Genomic DNA, 22384 nt, shown 5'->3' with positions numbered 1-22384 from the left:
GGGTACAAAAACAACACTCTCATGAAGGGTTGTTATAATAAAGACGAAAAAAGAATGAAGGGGAATCCTTTGTTACCGGAAATTATTATACTTCGTTTAACCGGTAACGTTATACTCATGTAACATGCTCCGCTCTTCTGCCCATATATTTCCGGATGGCCGCGATAGACCTTGCGATGTAATTTTTGGAAGTCACCCGCGAGATATTCATCTGCCGGGCAATTTCATCGTGCGACATGCCCTGGAAGCGGCTCAGGCGGAACGCCAGCTGCAACTGCGCAGGCAACTGGTTAATAGCTGCATGCAGCTGGCCTTCCACATCTTTCAGCTCCAGCTTATCCTGTGCCGAAGGGAGGTCGGATGCCATAGCTACATGATGCCCTTCTTCCTGTACCGTAGGCAATACCCTTTTCCTGAACTCATCCAGGATGAGGTTCTTTGCCGTAGTATACAGGAAGGCATCAAAACGCTGTACAGCCAGCAACCGCTCCCGGTTCATCCATATTTTGATAAAGATCTCCTGCGTCAGGTCTTCTGCAAGAACAGGCGACTTCACAAACTGCAGGGCATTGGCGTACATCCTGCTCCAGTAATGGTTAAATAACCGCTGGAACGCAGGCTGATCCCCTGCTGCCACGCGCAGTAACAGCTCTTTTTCATTATGTGGACTATCTTTCGGCAAGGAAGGTCATGGAATTTATTACAAAATAATCATTTCGCGGAATTACCAGTATTTATTAAGACGGTAAAAAAAATAAACCGAATCCTTCCTGCTCTTCTTTTTTATTTAAATACTCACCTGGGCACAAATAATACCGCATCTGCTGCCACTATTCCTTCGGTTTTGTGATTGCCTATTTCCACATAGGCGCCGGTACCAGCCTTCAGCTGGTAGGTGCCCAGGCTTACCCATTCCCCGGAAGTTTGTCCTTCTACCTTTATGCTGGCCGCAGTAATTCCCACTTCTTTTACGGTACTGCCATCGAACACTTTTACATGGGCATTGCCATCCAAACCGGGGAGGCGGGGCACATAGGTAAATACTTCGTACTTACCAGCCCGCTCAATGACCGGTGAAAAACGCACGGATTTGGGTGTAGCTCCCTTGCTGTCGTCTGTAAGCATAGACGGGCCATAGCTGCCATGTGTCACCTTTTTCCAGTCGCCGTTCACGGTTACATGCTGTGCATCATCGTCGTCCACCAGAATTTCAGCCGGACTGTTATCTGCCAGCGGGTTAGTGCGCAACATCGTCTGCACTTTCTGTACATCCACATCCTGTACGGAAACACGCTGGTCGATAGATACCGCCGCCGCTGTAGCAGCGGATTGCGCCAGTACCATAAACACCGGTTCCATACGGATCGAGCCATAGGCAATATGGGAGGCAGACAGGCAAACCGGTACCAGCACATTTTTAGCATCTTCCGGCTTTGGAATAATGGACCGGTAAGATACCGGGTAAGGCCCGAAGCCTCCCTTCTGCACATCTCCTTCATTTTTCACCATCCCATTTACCACTATACGCTGGCAGTTATGGGAATCCATGGTGTAGGCGGCCATCCCCACCGCATCGGTTACCTTTTCCCTGCCCTGGCAATTGGCCTGGGTCATCACGTAAGCGCCTACCATACGCCTTGCTTCGCGTATATACAGCTGGGGTGACCAATGCCCATTGTCGGTGTACTCGTCTTTCGGGTATCCCCATTTCAACATTTCCTTACGGAGATGGGGGGCTATCCGTTCATCGTGCCCTATAAAATACAGCAGCCCTTTCGTATAAAGCTCGTGTTCCCTGATGATCTTTTTCCGGGTAGCAGGGTCCGCTTCCGGGTAGTTGTAGTTCATCCCGATCATATCGGTGGAAAAAGCGCCGTAATTGTTGATATCCGTTTTCCCGTTGGGCATAAGGTCTATCTTGAGATTGGGCTTCAGCGCCCCGGGCCTGGTGGCCTCCAGTACACGGATCAGCAGCTCATAGCGCGACGGATCATAGCCTTCCGGCTTGGTAATAGGAATGCTGTTTTCCGGGCGGTTGCTCAGGCAGATCCTGAAATTATACGCCTGTACCTTTTTATCGCCGGAGCCCTGCGGCGCCAGTGTTTCGTTGCTGATGCCCCATAACAGGCCGCTTTCCGGCTTACCGGGTATTTTATACGGATCCACCCCATCCGGGAACTGGTGTTGATCCAGGAGCTGCACCCCATTATAGGTTTCCTGGTACTGCGCGTTGGCTTCCCGGCCTATGGTATAGGAAATACCGGCTTTGGCCATCAGATCGCCTTCATAGGAACAATCTATGAACATTTTGGCTTTCACTACCTGGTCAGCCGGACCGTTCACCGTTATTTCCGTAACATACCCGTTTTGTTTTACCGCCTTGCTGATAGTATACCCGTAAAGCACCTCTACTTTGGCGGCTTTGATATATTGCTGGAAGGTAGCTTCCGCTACATGAGGTTCAAAGATCCACTGTTCCAGCTTCCCGTAATGGGCGCCGATCCGGCGGTAAAAATCGCGGGAGAGGCCGGTGATGGCATATTTGTTACCAATATCGGTATAGCCCAGCCCTCCGGAGGTAAGGCCTCCCAGGTGTTTTTCCGGGGATACCAGCAGTACTGTTTTGTGTAACTGCTTTGCCGTGTAGGCTGCTATTACCCCTGCGGAGGTGCCGCCGTATACGCAGATATCCACCTCCCTGGGAGGAGCTGTAACGCCGGAACTGTTAAGCGGAAAGAGATAACCTGTACATAAAACGAGGATAGAAAAGAGTTTGATTTTCATACGTGAATAAATAACCGCCCTTTGGAAGACCGCTATGTGTATAAAGACGGAAAAAAATGTAACCGGAATGCGTCTGACTTAAAAAAAATTTATGACAGGCACTTAGTATCTTTGCCATCTTCTATCATAAACACCTGCATATGACAGCTACGACAATCCTGCTTGACGGAAAAGCATTATCCAAACAAATGGAGGCGGAATTAAAGACAAGAGTACAGCGTATCATTGAAAAAACGGGGATAGTACCGGTACTGGCCACCATCCTTGTAGGCGATGATCCTTCCTCTGAAGTATATGTGAAAATGAAAGGTAATGCGTGTGAGCGGGTGGGGATGACTTCCGTAAAAGTGCATCTGCCCAAAGAAACCACTACAGCGGAGCTGCTGGATACTATTGAGCAGCTGAATAACGACCACCGGATCTGCGGCATCCTTTTACAGCATCCCGTTCCCCACCAGATCGACGAAAGGGCCTGTTTTGATAAAATAGATATTGATAAAGATGTAGATGGGGTTACCTGCCTGGGATTTGGCCGGATGGCGATGGGCGAGCCCGCCTATGGCAGCGCCACTCCTGCTGGTATCATGAAGCTGCTGAAGCATTACCAGCTGCCCCTTGCCGGTAAACATGCGGTGGTGGTAGGCCGGAGCCCTATCCTGGGTAAACCGGTAGCCATGATGCTGCTGAATGAAAATGCCACCGTTACCATATGCCATTCACGCACTAATAATTTACCGGAGCTGATCAAACAGGCCGACATTGTAGTGGGCGCGGTAGGGAAGCCGGAATTTATAAAAGCCGAATGGATAAAAGACAACGCTATTGTAATAGATGCGGGCTATCACAAAGGCGGCGTTGGTGATATAGAACTTGCTCCGCTGGTGAACCGGGCAGCCGCTTACACACCGGTACCGGGTGGCGTTGGCCCTATGACCATTGCCACGCTGATTGCACAAACAGTGGAATCTGCTGAAAAGAAAATGTTATCCTGATATAAAAAATAAATGAAGGCGCTGCGCTTCGCAAGGTGCCTGAATAGAACGAGGGCGTATCAAAATATGATACGCCCTCGTTTTTTGTCTCTTTTTGCCCGCCTGATTGTCGTATTCTCCCCCGCCTTGTACGGATATATCCACTTAAGTTTGTGGAAAAGAAATTCTATGAGACAAGAACTGCTCCGCGATGTAACCAGCACCGGCGATACCCTTCAACAGCTGCTCGATTCTTTTAACGAGGAACAACTGAATACCGTGCCTTTTGAAGGCAGCTGGACCGCCGCGCAGGTGGCATCGCATATCTGCAAAGCCGGCGACTGCGATGTTTTATATGGCACTGCTGTACCTTCCGGCCGCCAACCGGATGAAAAGATCCCCGCCGTGAAATCCATTTTCCTGGACTTCGATACCAAAATGAAATCACCGGAATTTATACGGCCCAACGAAGGGCATCTTCCTAAAGAATCGGTACTAAAGGATACTGCTGCCACCTGGGAGAAGCTGACCACTGCCGCCAATACTGTAGATCTTACGGAAGAATGCACCAGTTTTGAAGTACCGGGTTTCGGGCCTTTTACACGTTTGGAATGGATACAGTTTATCAACATCCATACGCAAAGACATATACACCAGTTACAACGTATATACGATACCGTTGTAAAAGCGTAGAATGGCTTATTTAATATTCACGCCAATACCGATTTGTGCCTGCCGGGTTTTCCACTGGTACCGGTCGTCGATATCATTCACATTAGTGAGGCCCAGTACATAACGGGCATACACATGCAGTATATCGAACGTGAGTGTAGCGCCGGCAGCCACTCCAAAGTCGCTCCGTTTAAAAGCGTTACGGTCGTAGGTCAGGAGATTTTCATTATCGTAGAACAGGTAGCTGTATTGCGGGCCTGCGTTTACAGTAATCAATTTATTTATATTATAACGTAACAGCAACGGTAAGGTAATATAGCTGAGCTTAATGGTTTTATTGGCGTCGTCGTTACTGGTGTGGATATATTTTGCGCTGAAATCATCGCCGCGTTTTGGAGCTACCTGTGAGAACAAGAGCTCTGGTTGAAGGCCCCATTTCTTTGAAAAATCATATTCGGCATATACGCCCAATCTTCCGCCCAGTGTATAATTTGATTTAATGCCTGCCCCATCCAGTTTAAACATGTTCAGATCTGCCTTGATACCATAATGCAGTCCCTGCGCGCTGGCAGCGGCAACAAAGCAAACCAGCAACAATACTGTCAGTGATCGTTTTTTCATAGCTGATGATTTTGACCATAAAGAAACGAATTGATCAGATGCGAATTGCTGCGGGTCGGCCACTAATAGATGATCCTGCTGTTTTTCACTATCATGCCGGATATTTTCTCGGCAGATCGCCCGGGATCATGATAGTTTAAGGTCTACTTTCTTCCCGGTTTTAACCGCCTGGTAGATGGCATCAATAATTTTAAGGTCTTTCACTGCTTCTTCCCCATCAACAGCTACTACCGGTTGCTTTCCCTCCAGGATGATCCCCGCCATTTCTTCCATCTGCACGGTTTGATGGGTAACATGAGGCTGGGTAAGCTCTCCCTTATTGGTACGCCCGCGGATAGGGCCATAGCCGGTGGATGGCTGCATTTCTGCAAATCCTTTTTCACCGTTGAGATAGAAGCGGTCGAGGTAGTTCATATTGTAAGTGGAAAGGCATGAAGCTACCGCTCCACCAGGGAAACCCAGCTGGAACTGGATGGTTTCATCTACTCCTTCTTTAAATTTCACGGGGTCCGTTTTTGTTTCCTGGGCTGTTACCCATATGGGATCTTCGCCAATCATATACCGGGAGCCGTTAATAGCATAGATGCCGATATCCATTAAAGAGCCGCCACCGGCCAGCTCCTTATTGAGCCGCCACTGTGTAGGATCGCCAATGCGGAAGCCGCACTGGCCCTGGAAGAACATGATTTTTCCAAAGTCGCCGTTCTTACGCATACGGATCACTTCCAGCGTTTTGGGCTCAAAATGCATACGATAGCCCACCAGTAATTTCACATTCGCTTTTTTGCAGGCAGCTACCATTTCCTGGCCCTGCCTGGCATTCAATGCCATGGGCTTTTCGCAGATCACATGTTTACCGGCCGCCGCTATACGGATCGCCTCGTCGTGATGCAGGGCATTAGGTGTGGTAATATATACCGCATCAATGTCTTTATTATCCTTTATACGGTCAAAATTTTCGTAGTTGTAGCAGTTTTTTTCGGGGATAGAGAACCGGCTCTGCCAATCCTTTATTTTAGATGGCGTACCGCTGATCACGCCTACCAGTTTTGCCTTTACGCAGGCCTGCATGGCTTCTGCCACGCGGGTGCCGTAACCGCCTAAACCCATGATGGCTACACGTAGTACCGGGCCATCATAATTGCCAAAGTCTTTAGCCCAGCCGGCAAGCGGCATCAGGGGCAGTACCATAGCGGAGGCGGCTATTTTCTGTATGAAGTTGCGACGAGTGTGCATAACGGGAGATTTGGGTTTCATTGATACCTTAATAATACAAAAATTATTAGTAGTATGGGGAGAAAAGTGGAAAAGCTGAATGCACCCAAAAGTTACCGCGAATTGTGCTATCATCTCCACAGATTGATCATTGATTATCCGTGCATACTGTTATTCCTTTGCATTATTTAATCTATCAGAATGAGAATAGTAGCTATAGAAGAACATGCATCATTCCCGGAAATGACCGGTTTCCTTCCCGCCGGCGCGTTGAATAAACAAACACGCTCCGCCGTCGCCACTCAAATGATGCCTAAACTGGCTGATATTTCCGGTGAACGTTTAAGCTCCATGGACGAATGCGGGATATCCATGCAGGTATTATCAGTTGAAAATACAGATGTAAACTTATTAGACAGCAGCTCTGCACCGGCATTCGCCTCAAAGTACAATGACCTGCTGGCGGAAAAAATCAAAGACTATCCCAACAGGTTTACAGCATTTGCACATCTTCCCATGACAGCCCCTGTAGCAGCGGCTGATGAACTTGAACGCACGGTAACCTCCTATGGTTTTCGTGGTGCAATGATCAGGGGAACTACCAACGGTGAATTCCTTGATGCCCCTAAATTTGCCCCGGTTCTCGAAAGGGCTGAAAAATTAGGCGTTCCCATCTATATTCATCCCGGATTACCGCCTAAATCAGTAATGGATGCCTATTACAGCAATATAGGGCAAAGCTCAGGGCCTTTTGACGCCATTGCCTGCTGGGGATGGGGCTGGCATTCGGAAACCGCGGTTCATGTATTACGGTTGCTGGTTGCAGGCATCTTTGATATCTATCCGGGACTGAAAATAATTATAGGTCATATGGGCGAAATGTTCCCCATGATGTGGGCACGATCGGACAGGGCATTCCAACCCGGTAATGGGGGGCATAATCAACGCACGCTCATCGATACCTTCCGGCAGCAGCTCTATATCACTACCAGTGGATTTTTTACACAACCACCACTCCGGATCGCGCTCGATACTATTGGCATAGATAATATTTTATTTTCCGTAGATTACCCTTTCAGCAGTAACCAGATGGGTATCGACTTTTTGAATGAGATCCGGCTTCCTGCAGAACAGGTGGCAAAGATTGCTCATGGGAATGCCGATAAGTTACTTGGATTGCAGGCATTATAAATTTAAAGCATGAACAGTATTCCGGTACATAAATTACAGGACAGGACCAATCATGGCTTTCTGCTCGTGCCTTTCACACAGAAAGAAATGAATCATAAACGCTCTGAATACCTGGGTGCGCACCGGGACGACCATTATATCTTTTTTATCATGTTAAACGGTACCGGAACAACGGTGGTAGACTTTGAAGAAAAAACCGTTCATGCGAACCAGTTATATTATATCCTGCCTGAACAGATCCACTACCGGATTAAAGCCACCAAGGCAAAGGGATGGTTCATTGCTGCAGATCCTTCCTTAATAGACCCTGCATGCCGCAATGCTTTCGAAAGCTGGTCAGGCTTCCAGGAGCCTGTTACTTTAACCCGTAACGATACGCATGATTATGACCAGCTCCTGGACATTATCTATCGTAAAATGACCCGGGACAATGTAAATCTAACAGTGCTCCATTCGTTGCTCCGCTCCTTCTTTGAAATGGCTGCAGATACCGTTCATGTTGCAGGAGACACAGATACAAAAGGCTCAAGACCTGCAGAACTATCTCTTAAATTCAAAAAACTATTAAACGAAAATATAAGGAAGTACAAAAGCCCTTCGGACTATGCCCGGATGCTTCATATTTCAGCACCGTATCTTAATGAGTCCTTAAAGAAAGTAACCGGTTCTTCTGTTTCATTCTGGATAAAATACAAAATCATTATCGAAGCTAAACGGCTGTTATACTTCAGCAACCTGAACGTAAAGCAGATAGCTGATGATCTGGGCTTTGAGAACCATTCTTATTTTTCCCGGTTGTTCTCCAGGGAAACAGGAATGACGGCGCTTACATTCCGTAAAAAATTCAGGGATTCGAACAGTAATCTTTAAAATACTATAACAGACAAAAAAACCGCTCCTATTACAGGAGCGGCCACTATACCTTCATAAAAAAATCAGTTCTTCACATCATACAGGATCACAAACTCCACTCTCCTGTTCTTTGCCTTTCCTGCGTCTGTACTGTTAGGGGCAATAGGGTCACGGTCTGAAAGGCCCCAGGTAAACATACGATCGTTGCTCACTTCAAAACTATTCAGCAATTGTTTGGCGCCTGTTGCACGGCGTTCAGATAAATCGCGATTGTATTCAGCAGACCCGGTATTATCAGTATGACCCGTAATAAGGATCTTTGTTTTATTATACCTGTTGAGCACATCTGCAAAATGCTTAAAGGTTGGTTTTATACTTTCGTTCACCTGGTCGGAAGAAGAGGCAAACAATACGTTGTTGGGGAAGATCACTTTCAGGCTGTCTTTGATAATGCTTACTTCTGCATCGTTCAGGGTGCTCTTCAGCTCTTCATACTGCTTGGTCATATAAGCATGTTGGCTGCTGGTTTTCCGGGAAGATGCGCAGGAAGCCATTAAAACAATGGTCACTATTGCCACCAGGCAATAACGTGAGGTCATTAACATTCTTTTCATATCCGCTGTATTAAGATGCAAAGGTATGTAAAATAGCCATTATCAAGCTGTTGCATAAATAATCTATAATATTTACAAAAACATATATGCGTTAGTGTTATAATGGTCCCGCCCGGTTGATAAAAAAGCGATAGCTGCATTGGGTTTATAATTTTATCTTGGAGAGATATGAGTACCATTCCTTTGATACAAAGTATATCGGGGCTGCTGGCTGGCATTGCCCTTATTGTATTGCTCACGGCGCGTTTCAGGATACATGCTTTTTTTGCATTGCTGCTGGCCAGTATACTTACCGGCGTTATTTTACAGTTGCCTGTGGCAGATATCCTTGGCAGTATTAAAAGCGGTATGGGCAATATTATAGGCTCACTCGGACTGCTCATCATCCTTGGCACCACGCTGGGGCTTGTCCTGGAACATACCGGCAGCACCACTGTGCTGGCTAATTATGTACTGCGCCGTACCGGTACCGGTCGCTCTGCCCTGGCCATGAATATCATCGGTTACCTGGTGGGCATGCCCATATTCTGCGATTCGGGATTTATTGTATTAAGCGGGTTAAACAAAGCGCTGGCCAAACGTTCCGGCATCCCGATGATCGTGATGGCATCGTCACTGGCAACCGGGCTCTATGCCGTGCATTGCCTGATGCCCCCGCACCCCGGGATTACTGCCGCCACGGGTACGCTGCATGCAGAAACGGGCAGGGTGATGCTGTACGGCCTGCTTACAGCCATTCCTGCATCGGCGGCCGGGTATTGCTGGTCGGTGTTTGCAGGGCGACGGATAGCCGTTGACGTTAGCGGCACGGAGGAAGTGCTGGCCGAAGCGGCGCAAGGCCCTTCTGTGCTCATGTCGGTACTGCCTATAGCCGTACCCGTTATACTGATCGCTATCCGTTCCCTGGGCGGACTGGAAATTACACATCCCAATCCCTTATTCAAGGCTATTTCTATCCTGGGCATTCCCGAAGTGGCAATAGGTACAGGGATCCTGCTGGCATTAACCCAACTGAAAAACAATATGGGCGCCTTACTACAGGAGGGCGCTGAAAAAGCAGCGGGCATACTGGTGATCATTGGCGGTGGCGGCGCTTTTGGCGCTATCCTGGCTAAAGCTGATATCGGCAGCCACATTGCGCAGAGCCAGTCTGTTGCCGCATTGGGGCTATTGCTTCCCTTCCTGGTCACCGCACTGCTGAAAACCGCCCAGGGATCATCTACCGTAGCGGTGATTGCCGCAGCCGCCATTTTGCAGCCACTGCTGCCTGTTATCGGATTGGATTCCGCCAATGGCCGGATCCTTTGCGTACTGGCAATGGGTGCAGGCTCTATGATGATTTCACATACCAACGATGCTTACTTCTGGGTGATCTCTAAATTCTCCGGGCTGGAAATAAAAGATATGCTGAGAGTGTATAGTACAGGAACGGTGGTAATGGGGCTGGTATCTGTGGGGTTGGTGTATTTATTGTCGCTGGTGCTGGCGGTGTAGCCAGTACTACACCGCCAATGTTTTTCATCTCCCTCCTTCCAGCGCCTGCTTTAGATCCGCTACAATATCCGCTACACTCTCCAGCCCTACGCTCATCCTGATCAATCCATCAGAGATGCCCGCTTTCTCCCGGTCTTCCTTCTTCATGCCGGAATGCGTCATAGAAGCGGGATGCGATACCAGCGTATCCACGGTGCCAAGTGATACCGCGCGCAGGCACATCTGCAACCGGTCGATGAAACGCACCGCTGCATCAAAGCCATCTTTCAGTTCAAAGCTCATTACTGCGCCGGGATAACGCATTTGCCTGGCACACAGTTCATAGTCGGGATGGGAAGGCAGCCCGTTGTAATTCACCTGTGCTACTGCGGGATGCGCATGCAGGAATCCGGCTACCGCTTGCGCATTGCTGCAATGCTGCTTCATGCGCAGCTCCAGCGTTTTAACGCCCTGGATCAACAGGAACGTATCAAAGGGATTGGCGCAACCACCCAGTAGCTTCGCTGTCCTGTTCACCTTTGTTTGCATAAAGGCAATATCTTTCCCGATGAGCACACCACCAATAGCAGTGCCATGCCCGTTCAGGAATTTGGTGGTGGAATGAAAAACAAAATCGGCGCCGTAACGGAACGGTTGCTGCAGATAAGGCGTAGCAAAGGTGTTGTCCACACTTACTTTTACACCATGCCTGCCGGCCGTTTCACAGATAGCGGCAATATCCACACAGCGCATAGATGGGTTGGCAGGCGATTCTATATGAATCATTTTTATAGAAGGATCCTGCTCCAGCAGCAATGCGATGGCAGCCGGATCGTGAAGATCGGCGATCAATGCTTTTACGCCGAACTGCGGCAGGAAATCGAACAGGAATTCGTGGGTGCCCCCATAAAGCGAGTAATGCGTTAAAATGGTATCTCCGGCCACTACATTGGAAAGGAACATACTGGCCATAGCGGCCTGTCCGCTGGCGTGCAGCAATGCTTTCAGCTGTAAAGGAGCGCCGTCTGCGCCGGTGATGCCAAAAGCTTCGAGCGCAGCAATCAGTTCTTCCGCCACTGAAACAGTAGGATTACCAAACCGGGAATAAATATAACCGGGAGCCGTACCTTTAAAACGGTCCATGCCCTGCTGCGCATTGTCGAATGTAAATGTAGAGGTAGCGAAAACCGGTACCAGGTGGGCATGTTCAGCCATATCAGACTGGGCTGCATGAATGGCTGCCGAAGCCATTTCTGTAAAAACGGGATGATTGCTCATGTTGTAAATTTATAGCTTCCACGTAAGAAAAAACAGGCACAACAAAGAAAGCCCTTGCAGGAAACCCTTAAATAGTATAATATTGGCAGTAGCTTATCATTTTTGCCACAAAATCCGGATCACGCTGTGAGTTTATCTGACGACAGGATACTTTTTTCGAGAATTGCCAGTGGAGATGAAGCAGCTTTCCGTTTATTGTACCACCGTTACAATGCAGTACTGGCGGGGTCTGTAAAGAAGCTGCTAAAGTCGGGCATCGCCGCGGAAGAAGTATTACAGGAGGTATTCCTTAAAGTATGGATGATGCGTCATACCCTGGAAAGCGTTGAAAATCCGGGGGGATGGATGTATACCCTGGCGGCCAACTACTCCCTGTCGGCACTCAGGAAACAAGCCCGTGAAAAGCAGCGGCAGGATAACATCGCCGGCGATATGCCTGATAATGCAGATGTACCGGAAGCCATTTATGCAAAAGAATTACAGGCATTGATCAAAGACGCCATCGAAAAACTACCTGCTTCCCGCAGGGAAGTGTTTATGATGAATACCCAGGAAGGCAAATCACGCAAAGAAATAGCCGATGCCCTGGATATCTCTGAAAATACAGTAAAGAACCAGCTGGTCACCGCCCGCAGGTTTATCCGGGAATACCTGGAAAAACACACCGGCACACGACTTCCTATCCTCCTGATTATACTCCTGTCGAAGTTTTTTTAATTTTTTTTTGAGAGACATAGTACGGCAGATAAATTTCTGCGTCTATCAGCAAAAGAAGGGTTGTACAGTGGAAGCAAAAGAATACTACCGGTTTTTATTAGAAAGATACTATAACGGTTCTGCCACTGCGGCGGAAGCCGAAGAGTTGTTTGCTGCACTACGCAGCGGCGCTGATGAGGACGAATGGACCGCCATGATCAGCGAGCTGCATGCTGCCGCCCCGGCCGATCCGGCTTACGATCCGGCGCTGTATGAACAGCAGGTGGATCACATCCTGCAAAGGGCAAATACACCGGTAAAAAATATACGCCGCAGGGTGATTCCTTATGCCGCGGCAGCAGCCATTGCCCTGCTGATAGGCTCCGCAGGCTATTTTGCCTGGAAAGGACACTCCCCTAAAACACCCGTTGCCCTTGCCTCTGCAGCCGATGTAAAACCCGGCAGGAACGGCGCGGTGCTTACCCTGGCTGATGGTAGCGAAGTAGTGCTGGACAGCCTGGGCAACGGCATTGTAACTACCCAGCAGGGCACCCGCGTAACGCTCAGCAACGGCCAGCTTTCCTACGAGGCGGCCGGCGCCGGTGCGGTAAGCCAGAATACCATGACCACGCCACGCGGCCGTAAATTCCGGCTGCGCCTCCCCGATGGCACCGGCGTATGGCTCAATGCAGCCAGCGCTATCAGCTATCCCACCGCCTTTACCGGCAATACCCGTACGGTAACATTAACAGGGGAAGCCTACTTTGAAGTAGCCTCCGACAAAAATCAGCCATTCATTGTACAACTCAGTAAAGGCGCCAGCGTACAGGTGCTGGGCACGCATTTCAATATCCATGCATACCCCGACGAAAACAACATCACTACCACCCTGCTGGGTGGCGCAGTGAAAGTAAATGTAAACCAGGAAAGCAGGTTGCTGAAACCAGGGCAACAACTGGACTTCAATCAAAAATCCGGCGCCACTTCTATCAGCAACCAGGTAGACACACTGGCCATCATTGCCTGGAAAAATGATATCCTGAGTTTCCAGGATAAAAAGCTGAGCACCGTTATCAGTATGATTGCCCGCTGGTACGATATAGAAGTAGTTTACGAAACTATTCCGCCTGATATCACGTTTGTAGGAGAAATAGGCAGCGACGTAAATCTTTCCAGTGTACTCACCTTCCTGCGGGAATCCGGTATACACTTCCGCCTGGAGAACAAGACTTTAATTGTAGGAAAATAAACAGCTAATTAATTATCAACATAGAAAAAACAGTGAACTAAAATACCAGTAATCAGCCAATGAAGTTAGCAGGTAATAAAAACCGGAGGTGATTGGACCCGCCCCCGGTAAACGATTACAGCTATGCAAAACAGTTGAGTAATTCCATACATCTATCTATTTACAAGCCTAATCACTACAAAGCTATGCAAAAAAATGCTCTTTGTAACCGGTTCCCCTATGCGCAAAAATCAGCAAAAGCGCATACCGGGAGCTGGTTTCCAACCAAAATGCTGTTAGTTATGAAACTGACGTTTTTATTGCTTACTGCCGCTTTTCTCAATGTAACTGCCACCGGGTATGCACAACTGATCACCTGGTCGGGGAAAAATGTGCGCGTGGAGAAAATCTTTTCCGTTATCCGTATACAATCCGGCTACAATGTAGTAGCCAGTAAAGACGTGCTGGAGAAAGCAAATCCTGTAACCATGAAAGTGGAAAACGTTTCTGTCAGGGAATTCCTGGACCTGATGTTGAAAGACCAGCCCCTGAAATATACCATTGAAAACAAATCTATCTTCATTTCCCCGAAAACAACCGTTATCAGGGAGAGCAACGCTAACTTCGCCTCCGCCCCTGCAACAGACGTAAAAGGTAAAGTAACCGATGAAGCAGGCAATCCCTTACCCGGCGTTTCCGTAAGAGTAAAAGGAAGCGCCCAGGGTGTAAGCACCGGCGCGGATGGCAGCTATTCGCTCCATATTACCACAGAAGGCCCTGTAGTGCTGCAGTTCTCCTACCTGGGCATGACCCCGCAGGAAGTCGGCGTAACAGGCAGCGGCACTTTCAATATTGTGCTGAAAGCCTCCGTGGAACAACAAACCGAAGTAGTGGTGGTAGGCTATGGCACTCAGAAACGAAGCGACGTAACCGGCTCCGTGTCTTCCGTGCCGAAAGAACGCCTGAAAAATCTGCCCGTAACCAACGTACTGCAATCGATCCAGGGTACCACCGCCGGCGTTAACATCGTGAGCAACAGCAGCAAGCCTGGCAGCTCCCCGGCCTTCTATCTCCGTGGCCTGAAATCCATCAACGCCAGCAATGCCCCGCTCATCGTACTGGACGGGATCCCCTTCAGCGGTAGCTACAACGATATTAACCCGAACGATATAGAATCTGTCGATATCCTGAAAGATGTATCCGCATCCGCTATCTACGGCGCCAGGGGCGCCAATGGCGTGATCATGATCACCACCAGGAAAGGTAAAACAGGTAAACCCGTGATTTCCTACAACGGCTACGCCGGGCCGGAATACCAGCGCAATACCGTAAAACAAATGAACGGTGAACAATACCGCACCAAAAACCACTGGTACAATATACAGGCCGGACGCCCCGATGCCCCGGACCTTCCCTACCTCACAGAACAAACGAACTATGCCAACGGGGTACCGGAAACAGACTGGCTCAAAGAAATCTCCCAACAGGGTTATATCCACAGCCATGAACTGAGCATTTCCGGGGGAACCGATCATGTGAAATACTACGTCTCCGGAACATACCTGAAAGAACAAGGGAACCTGAAAGGCTTCCAGTACAACCGTTCCAGCATTAGGGCCAACCTGGACGCCAACGTTACCTCCTGGTTGAAAACAGGCGTTAACCTGTTCCTTGTGAATAACAACCAGGACGGCGGTAAAGTAACCCTTTTTGATGCCAATGCCCTCAGCCCCTATGGTTCCTTATACAATGCAGCAGGCGATTATGAAGTATATCCCATTGCCCCGCAAACGCTGTATATGAGCCCGCTGATCAACCTGTACAATCCCGGAATAAACCGCAGCAAAAACATTACAACCGCTGGCTACGCGGAAATAGCCCCCGGTTTTGTGAAAGGGCTTAAATACCGGGTGAACGCATCTTACGCCTTCCGTCCATCCCGTACAGGCAATTACTCCGGCCGCAAAATGGGCGATCTGAAAGGATCCGCCGATGTTACCAATTCGGAAAACAAACAGTGGATCGTGGAAAACCTGCTCAGCTATTCCCTTACCCGGAATAAACACTCGCTGGACTTCACCGGTCTTTACAGCGCGCAAAAGGAAGAACAGTTTTTCTCCGAACTGGAGGCCAATACTTTTATCAACGACAACCTGGACTTCAATAATATGAAAGCCGCACAGGTGCAGAAAACCACCACCAGTTACGGCGCTACCACTTTATTATCGCAGATGTTCCGGGTTAACTATAACTACGACAGCCGCTACCTGCTTACCGCCACTGTACGCCGCGACGGCTACTCCGGGTTTGGAGCGGATAATAAATATGCAGTATTCCCCTCTATCGCTGCAGGATGGAATATCCATAACGAAAAGTTCATGACGGGCGTTCCCGTAATCAACCAGCTGAAGCTGCGGGCTTCCTATGGCAAGTCGGGTAACCAGGCCGTGGGCGCTTACCGTACCTTATCCAGGCTCAGCACCGTTAATTATATTTATGACGGCGTCACTTCTATCGGTGTAATCCCCGATACATTGGGCAACAGCCGCCTGAAATGGGAAACCACCGCCGGTTTAAACATAGGCATCGACTTCGCGCTGTGGAACAACCGCCTTAGCGGCAGTATTGAAGGATATACCACCCGTACTTCCGACCTGTTGTTAAGCCGGAAAATCCCATCCATCAACGGCTATACTTCCGTATACGACAACATCGGCGAAACCGCCAATAAAGGCCTGGAATTAATGCTGAACAGCCGCAATATCCAGTCGGGCGACTTCGGATGGAATACCGGCTTTAATATCTCCTTTAATAAAAATAAAGTGGTAGCGCTTTACGGCGATAACAAAGATGATATCGGTAACAACCTGTTTATCGGGAAACCTATGCTGGGCATTTATGATTATACCATGACCGGCATCTGGCAGGAAGGAGAAGACGCGAAAATAGATCCGGGCGCCAAACCGGGGTATATTAAATTTGCAGATATCGATAACAGCGGTAAGATAGATGCAGCAGACCGCTCCTATCTTGGTACTCAATTACCAAAATATATTGCAGGTTTAACCAACACATTTACCTATAAAAATTTCGTGCTGAATATTTTTATACAGGATGTACATGGTTCCCTCCGCCCTAATAATATCCTGGACAACCGCGACCAGGCGGGGATTATCAACCTGCCGGCGGAAATCCCCTACTGGACTTCCGAAAACAAGATCAACACCAATCCTGCATTGTTCTATACCAATCCCAAAGGTTACAAGTATGCACAGGACGCTTCTTTTATCCGTATAAAAGATGTAACGCTTAGTTATAATTTCGATAAGGCCGCATTACAACGTTATAAGATCTCCAATCTCACCATATACCTCAGCGGAAGGAACCTGGCCACGTTTACCAAATGGCAGGGATATGACCCGGAAACATCTCCTTCGTCCATTACCTCCAGCTCTACACGTTTGAGCAACGGGCAGGGCGCCGGGCAGCAAAGCTCCGACTTCTATCCTTTAAATACCACCGTGATCATGGGCGTAAATATCAGTTTATAATTTAAAAGAGATAACAATGAAACACGCTAAATATATATACAGATTTGTGCTGGCGGGTATATCGCTTATGGCAGTATCCTCCTGTAGTAAAAGTTTCCTGGATGAAGAACTGAAATCCAGTTATGCACCGGACAACACGCTGGTAGACCAGCTGGGCTTTGAAGCCGCCAGCACCGGTATGCTCAGCATCATGCGTAACGATTACGGCAACACGCAGGGGCTGCTGGCTACCTTTTATGTGGGCACCGATATGGCCATTACCGGCCAGCCTAACACAGTACAGGCCCCGTACGAAAATTACCAGAACCTCAATTCACAAACCGGTTCTTTAAGCACCATCTGGAACTGGGGGTATAAGCTGATCAACAGCGCCAATACCATTATTGCAGCAACAGATAATCCAAAGGCGCAGCTTACGGATGAACAAAGAAAATTTTATAAAGCAGAAGCCAGCTTTTTCCGGGCTTATGCTTACAATCATTTGTCTATACTTTTTGGAGATGTACCACTGATCATTGCCCCGGTGAGCGTACCACGCACCGATTACACACGTGCAAAAGAAGCCGATGTGGTGAACCTGATCATCGCTGATCTTACCTTTGCAGCAACCAATCTTCCTGATCCGGCCAACGTGATCAAACAGGGAAGGATCAACAAATTTGCAGCATCGCAGCTGCTGGCGGAAGCATTGCTGAGGGCCAACAAACCCGCCGAAGCGGAAGCCGCTGCCAAAAGGATCATCGACAGCAAATTCTTCACCCTGATCACCGCCCGCTATGGCGTCAAGGCCACGCAACCCGGCGATCCTTTTGCAGATATGTTCACCTATGGCAATATGCGCCGCAGCCAGGGTAACACCGAAGCTATCTGGGTCATTGAACAGAACTATAACGTAACCGGGGGCGGATCTGATTTTGATCAGCGCAGGCGCGAGTGGGGCCCGTTCTATGTAAATGTGGCCGGTATGAAAATATGCGATTCACTGGGTGGCCGCGGTATAGGCAGGATCAGGCCCACCAACTGGTGGACCTATGAATTGTACGATAAAGACGATATGCGCAATTCCCCGTACAATATCCGCCGCAACTACTATTACAACGATCCGGCTTCCCCTAAATACGGACAGCCGGTAATTGTTACCGGTTTTGATACCATACAGAATATTTATGCGCACACCACCAAATGGTACGAATTCCAGCCACAGGATCTGCAAGGGGCACAATCCTACAAAGACCGTATCCAGATGCGGCTTGGTGAAACTTACCTTCTGCTCGCGGAAGCGCAGCTGCAACAGGGCCGCCCCGGTGATGCCGCCGCCAGCATTAACGTGATCCGCCGCCGCGCCCACGCGAAAGAAGTACTCGCAGGCGATGTTACACTGGACTACCTGCTCGATGAAAGGGCCCGTGAGCTCACCGCGGAAGAGCTCCGCAGGCTCACGCTGGTAAGAACCAAAACACTGGTGCAACGCGTAAGGAAATATAATCCCAAAGTAGCACCTACCATCAGCGACTATAACATTCACCTGCCTATTCCTCAATCTGAAATTGATGTGAATAAGGACGCAGTGCTGACACAGAATACAGGCTATACTAAATAACCCGGTAAATGAACAAATGTTATATCATCACCTTCCTGAACGTGCTCCTGTTATTACAGGGGTACGCACAGGAAGGAAGACAGGTAATTCCATTCAATGATGGCTGGGCATTCAGGAAAGGTCCGCTGGTAGCCGATACCCGCCGGGCCGACACGGCATGGACCACCGTCACTATTCCTCATACCTGGAATAACCGGGACATGCAGGAAGGAAAAAATTTCTATGCAGGAGAGGCCTGCTATCAGAAAATGTTTCAGGTTGCTGCCGGCCTGAAAGGGAAAAGGCTGTTCCTCCGCTTCGATGGCGTAGGATCCGTAGCACAGCTGTATCTAAACAACCGTTTCATTGGTGAGCACAAAGGCTCCTATGCGGCGTTTTGCTTTGAGATAACACACTCCGTAAAGTATGGTGAAGAAAATACCATTGTAGTGAAAGCCAATAACCAGGCAAGGGAAGATGTATTACCCATCAACAATTTCCTGTTTGGCATTTTCGGGGGAATTTACCGGCCGGTAAATTTGCTGATCACCAATGATATTAACATCACTACCACCGACTATGCTTCTCCCGGTATCTATATTACCCAGGATGAAGTAAGCGATAAAAAAGCAATAGTAGGCGTTACTGCGAAAATTGAAAACAAACAGGCGCATCATACTAACGTGAAGGTACAAACGGAGATACGCGACAAACAAGGAAAGCGTGTAGCCATTTCCGTTAAAGAAGTAAACCTGAGCCCACAGGGCATTAATATTATCCGCCAGGAATTGCCTGTAACCAGCCCGCATTTATGGAACGGCTTAAAAGATCCCTATCTCTATTCCCTTACTACTTCCGTGATCAGCAACGGGCGCATTACTGATGCAGTAACGCAACCGCTGGGGTTACGGCGCTTTGAAGCAGTGGCAGGCAAAGGTTTCTTCCTGAATGGGCTGCCATATGCAATGCACGGCGTTACCCGGCACCAGGAATGGCAGGACTGCGGCAACGCGCTTACCAATGCGCAGCATAAGGCCGACCTGGATCTGATCCGGGAAATAGGCGCTACTACTATCCGCTTTGCACATTACCAGCAATCTGAATACCTGTATTCGCAATGCGACAGTATGGGCTTCGTGATCTGGGCAGAGATCCCTTTCGTAAATAACTTCTCCGGCAAGGAAAGTGAAAACGCCCGGCAGCAGCTTACAGAGCTGATCCGCCAGAACTTTAACCATCCTTCCATTTATGTATGGGGCATGCACAATGAAGTATATTCCAAAACACCGGATGAGTATGTAGCAGTGCTCACCCGGCAGCTGAACGATCTGGCCAAAACAGAAGATCCCCATAGGTACACCGTTGCCGTAAGCGGCTATGGCGAAATGACACGTCCCGCCAACCTGGCCACAGACATACAAGGCATGAACCGTTATTTCGGCTGGTATGAAGGCAAGATCGGCGATATAGAAAAATGGGTGTCCGGCCTGGAGAAAAACTACCCCGGTTACAAACTAATGCTCACGGAATACGGTGCAGATGGCAACATCGGTCAGCATACCGATAGCATCAGCACCCGCTTTGACCCCGTGAGCGGACAGTTTTTCCCGGAAACCTATCAAACTGCCACACACGTACAGCAGTGGGCTGTGATAGAAAAGCACCCTTACATTACAGCATCATATCTGTGGAATATGTTTGAGTTTGCAGTGCCTATGTGGAATCGCGGCGGTGTGAACGCACGTAACCTGAAAGGGCTTATCACCTACGACCGCAAACAGAAAAAAGATGCGTTCTACTGGTACAAGGCCAACTGGAACCCTGCACCTATGATCTATATTGCAGAGCGACGGAATAAAATGCGCCAACCCGAACGGGTGCACGCAGAAGTGTTCAGCAACCTGGAAAAGGTAACGCTTACATTAAACAACGGTGCCCCCATCACCGGGCACAAAGGCGCCAACAATAAAGATTTTATTTTTGATAACCTTCAACTGAAGCCAGGCGTAAATACCCTCACCGCTTCAGGTATATCTAACGGTAAAGTATATACGGACACCATTACCTGGACCCATTAAAAACGAAACAATGAAAAAGTATTGCATAGCGGTCGCACTGCTCATCGCTCAACTCTATAGCAGCGCCCAGGAAAAAGACACCATCGCACTCCAACACGGCGCACACCGCAGCGGCAACAGAACTGATGCCGATATGGCCCGGTGGCGTACCCTGCGCCTGGGCCAGTTCATCCACTGGGGAGTATATGCCATCACCGGCGGTGAATGGAAGGGAAAAACATATAATGGCGCAGCAGAGTGGATCCGCTCCTGGAAAGAAATGCCGCATGCCGATTACGATAACCTCTACAAACAATTTAACCCGGTGAACTATAACCCGGAACAATGGGCGCAATACGCAAAGGGAATGGGCGCAAAGTATATGATCATCACCACCAAACACCATGATGGATTCTGCCTGTGGCCCAGCAAGTACACCCGCTACACCATTGCGTCCTCTCCTTATAGGAAAGATATCATCGGGCCAATGGTAGATGCCTATAATAAGGAAGGCATTGATGTATACCTGTACTTTTCTATCATCGACTGGAATCATCCCGACTGGCGCACCTCGCTTAAAACACCTGCCGACAGCGTTGCCTACGGGCGGTTCAAAATTTTTGTAAAGAACCAGCTACAGGAATTGCTGACCCGGTACCCTACCGTAAAAGGTTTCTGGTTTGATGGCACCTGGGACGATTCCTGGAAAAACGATGGCGCCTTCTCCGATGAACTGGAACAATACCTGCAACAACTCCACCCCGGGCTCATCATCGGCAGCCGCTTACGCGCCGATGAAAAAGGCGCCCGGCATTTTGATTCCAACAACCACCTGATGGGCGACTATGAACAAGGCTGGGAACGTAAGCTGCCGGAGAAATATGCAGATGTACATGGGAACGACTGGGAAGGCGTAATGACCATCCCCGAAAACCAGTGGGGATACTGCGCTAAATGGGCAGGTCATATCAAATCATCGAACGAACTGATTGAAATGCTGGCCAGATCCACCTCTCTTGGCGGTAACTTCGTGATCAACTTTGGCCCCAAACCCGATGGCACGTTCCGCAGCGAAGAAATACAACGCATGCAGGAAACAGGCAGTTGGATGAAGATAAACGGCAATGCCATCTATGGTGGCGGCTATGCAGGTTTTGATAAACAGGACTGGGGATACTATATCCGCAAAGCGGGTACAGACAGCGTTTTCATGGTGGTATGCAATGTGCCGGTATCCGGTAACCTGCGGGTGAAACTGCCGCCCCACACTACGCTGCTGAAAGCCTCTCCGCTGGCGCAACCTTCAGCTGAAATTACGCCTGAGATGATCGGGAAGAATGAATACTTTATCCAGGTGGGAAATGCGCCGCGCACAGCGCCATTCGTTATACTGCTGCAAACCAGTACCGGTGCAGAGAACGGAAGTTTCGAGAAAGCGCGGACCTGAGCGGATTTTGTCTGACTCAGGATTACGCTGATTTTGCTGATTTATTTTTTGGATTTTTTTGGGAGATAGTAAGGTTGGATTTTTTTGGAGAGATAGTAACAGCTGCACTGTTGCTATCTCTTGTTGTCCATACAGCCAACAGCCACTGCTTAACT

At 48.8% G+C, this 22384-nt stretch carries 17 protein-coding genes; 11 read left to right on the top strand and 6 right to left on the bottom strand.

Features of this window, described 5'->3' with window-relative positions:
* Positions 1-115 precede the first annotated feature (115 nt).
* Positions 116-682, bottom strand: a complete 567-nt coding sequence (locus VIM72_RS09100; RefSeq protein WP_332002525.1) for an RNA polymerase sigma factor — start codon at positions 680-682, stop codon at positions 116-118.
* A 113-nt stretch (positions 683-795) separates the two neighbouring features.
* Positions 796-2784: an FAD-dependent oxidoreductase gene (locus VIM72_RS09095; RefSeq protein WP_332002524.1), complete on the bottom strand. Its 1989-nt coding sequence runs from the start codon at positions 2782-2784 to the stop codon at positions 796-798.
* Between the two features lie 140 nt (positions 2785-2924).
* On the opposite strand from VIM72_RS09095, the gene folD reads away from it, so the two are divergent.
* Positions 2925-3776, top strand: coding sequence for a bifunctional methylenetetrahydrofolate dehydrogenase/methenyltetrahydrofolate cyclohydrolase FolD (gene folD / locus VIM72_RS09090; RefSeq protein ID WP_332002523.1), 852 nt, complete (start codon positions 2925-2927; stop codon positions 3774-3776).
* A 168-nt stretch (positions 3777-3944) separates the two neighbouring features.
* Positions 3945-4448: a DinB family protein gene (locus tag VIM72_RS09085; protein WP_332002522.1), complete on the top strand. Its 504-nt coding sequence runs from the start codon at positions 3945-3947 to the stop codon at positions 4446-4448.
* A 6-nt stretch (positions 4449-4454) separates the two neighbouring features.
* Here the strand turns inward: VIM72_RS09085 and VIM72_RS09080 are convergent, their stop codons facing one another.
* Complete coding sequence (locus tag VIM72_RS09080; RefSeq protein WP_332002521.1) at positions 4455-5048, bottom strand: porin family protein; 594 nt, start codon at positions 5046-5048, stop codon at positions 4455-4457.
* A gap of 126 nt (positions 5049-5174) precedes the next feature.
* Entirely contained in the window at positions 5175-6284 is a 1110-nt protein-coding gene (locus VIM72_RS09075) for a Gfo/Idh/MocA family oxidoreductase (RefSeq protein ID WP_332002520.1), read from the bottom strand.
* Positions 6285-6464: 180 nt separating this feature from the next.
* On the opposite strand from VIM72_RS09075, the gene VIM72_RS09070 reads away from it, so the two are divergent.
* Together VIM72_RS09070 and VIM72_RS09065 are read left to right on the top strand one after the other, a co-directional pair.
* Entirely contained in the window at positions 6465-7454 is a 990-nt protein-coding gene (locus tag VIM72_RS09070; protein ID WP_332002519.1) for an amidohydrolase family protein, read from the top strand.
* Positions 7455-7463: 9 nt separating this feature from the next.
* Positions 7464-8324, top strand: a complete 861-nt coding sequence (locus VIM72_RS09065; protein ID WP_332002518.1) for an AraC family transcriptional regulator — start codon at positions 7464-7466, stop codon at positions 8322-8324.
* A gap of 65 nt (positions 8325-8389) precedes the next feature.
* On the opposite strand, the gene VIM72_RS09060 is transcribed toward VIM72_RS09065, so the two are convergent.
* Positions 8390-8920, bottom strand: a complete 531-nt coding sequence (locus VIM72_RS09060) for an OmpA family protein (protein WP_332002517.1) — start codon at positions 8918-8920, stop codon at positions 8390-8392.
* Positions 8921-9088: 168 nt separating this feature from the next.
* On the opposite strand from VIM72_RS09060, the gene VIM72_RS09055 reads away from it, so the two are divergent.
* A complete protein-coding gene (locus VIM72_RS09055) occupies positions 9089-10414 on the top strand; it encodes a GntP family permease (RefSeq protein WP_332002516.1) in 1326 nt (441 codons plus the stop codon).
* 24 nt (positions 10415-10438) lie between these two features.
* Here VIM72_RS09055 and VIM72_RS09050 read toward each other — a convergent pair whose 3' ends face one another.
* Positions 10439-11671 (bottom strand): aminotransferase class I/II-fold pyridoxal phosphate-dependent enzyme, encoded by a 1233-nt coding sequence (locus VIM72_RS09050; protein WP_332002515.1) that lies wholly within the window; start codon positions 11669-11671, stop codon positions 10439-10441.
* 126 nt (positions 11672-11797) lie between these two features.
* Here VIM72_RS09050 and VIM72_RS09045 point away from each other — a divergent pair, with 126 nt between their 5' ends.
* The 6 genes from VIM72_RS09045 to VIM72_RS09020 all read left to right on the top strand — a co-directional run bounded on the left by VIM72_RS09045 (position 11798) and on the right by VIM72_RS09020 (position 22229).
* A complete protein-coding gene (locus tag VIM72_RS09045; RefSeq protein WP_332002514.1) occupies positions 11798-12388 on the top strand; it encodes an RNA polymerase sigma-70 factor in 591 nt (196 codons plus the stop codon).
* 67 nt (positions 12389-12455) lie between these two features.
* Positions 12456-13616, top strand: a complete 1161-nt coding sequence (locus VIM72_RS09040) for a FecR family protein (protein WP_332002513.1) — start codon at positions 12456-12458, stop codon at positions 13614-13616.
* Between the two features lie 281 nt (positions 13617-13897).
* Entirely contained in the window at positions 13898-17146 is a 3249-nt protein-coding gene (locus VIM72_RS09035; RefSeq protein WP_332002512.1) for a TonB-dependent receptor, read from the top strand.
* Between the two features lie 16 nt (positions 17147-17162).
* Positions 17163-18746: a RagB/SusD family nutrient uptake outer membrane protein gene (locus tag VIM72_RS09030; protein ID WP_332002511.1), complete on the top strand. Its 1584-nt coding sequence runs from the start codon at positions 17163-17165 to the stop codon at positions 18744-18746.
* A gap of 8 nt (positions 18747-18754) precedes the next feature.
* Positions 18755-20803 (top strand): glycoside hydrolase family 2 protein, encoded by a 2049-nt coding sequence (locus VIM72_RS09025; RefSeq protein WP_332002510.1) that lies wholly within the window; start codon positions 18755-18757, stop codon positions 20801-20803.
* Between the two features lie 10 nt (positions 20804-20813).
* On the top strand, positions 20814-22229 hold the full coding sequence (locus VIM72_RS09020) for an alpha-L-fucosidase (RefSeq protein ID WP_332002509.1): 1416 nt from the start codon (positions 20814-20816) through the stop codon (positions 22227-22229).
* The last annotated feature ends 155 nt before the right edge of the window (positions 22230-22384 follow it).

It is taken from the genome of Chitinophaga sp. (assembly GCF_036569185.1).
Classification (GTDB): domain Bacteria; phylum Bacteroidota; class Bacteroidia; order Chitinophagales; family Chitinophagaceae; genus Chitinophaga.
Note: the sequence above shows the minus strand (reverse complement) of the source record. Positions and strands in the feature narration are given on the sequence as shown.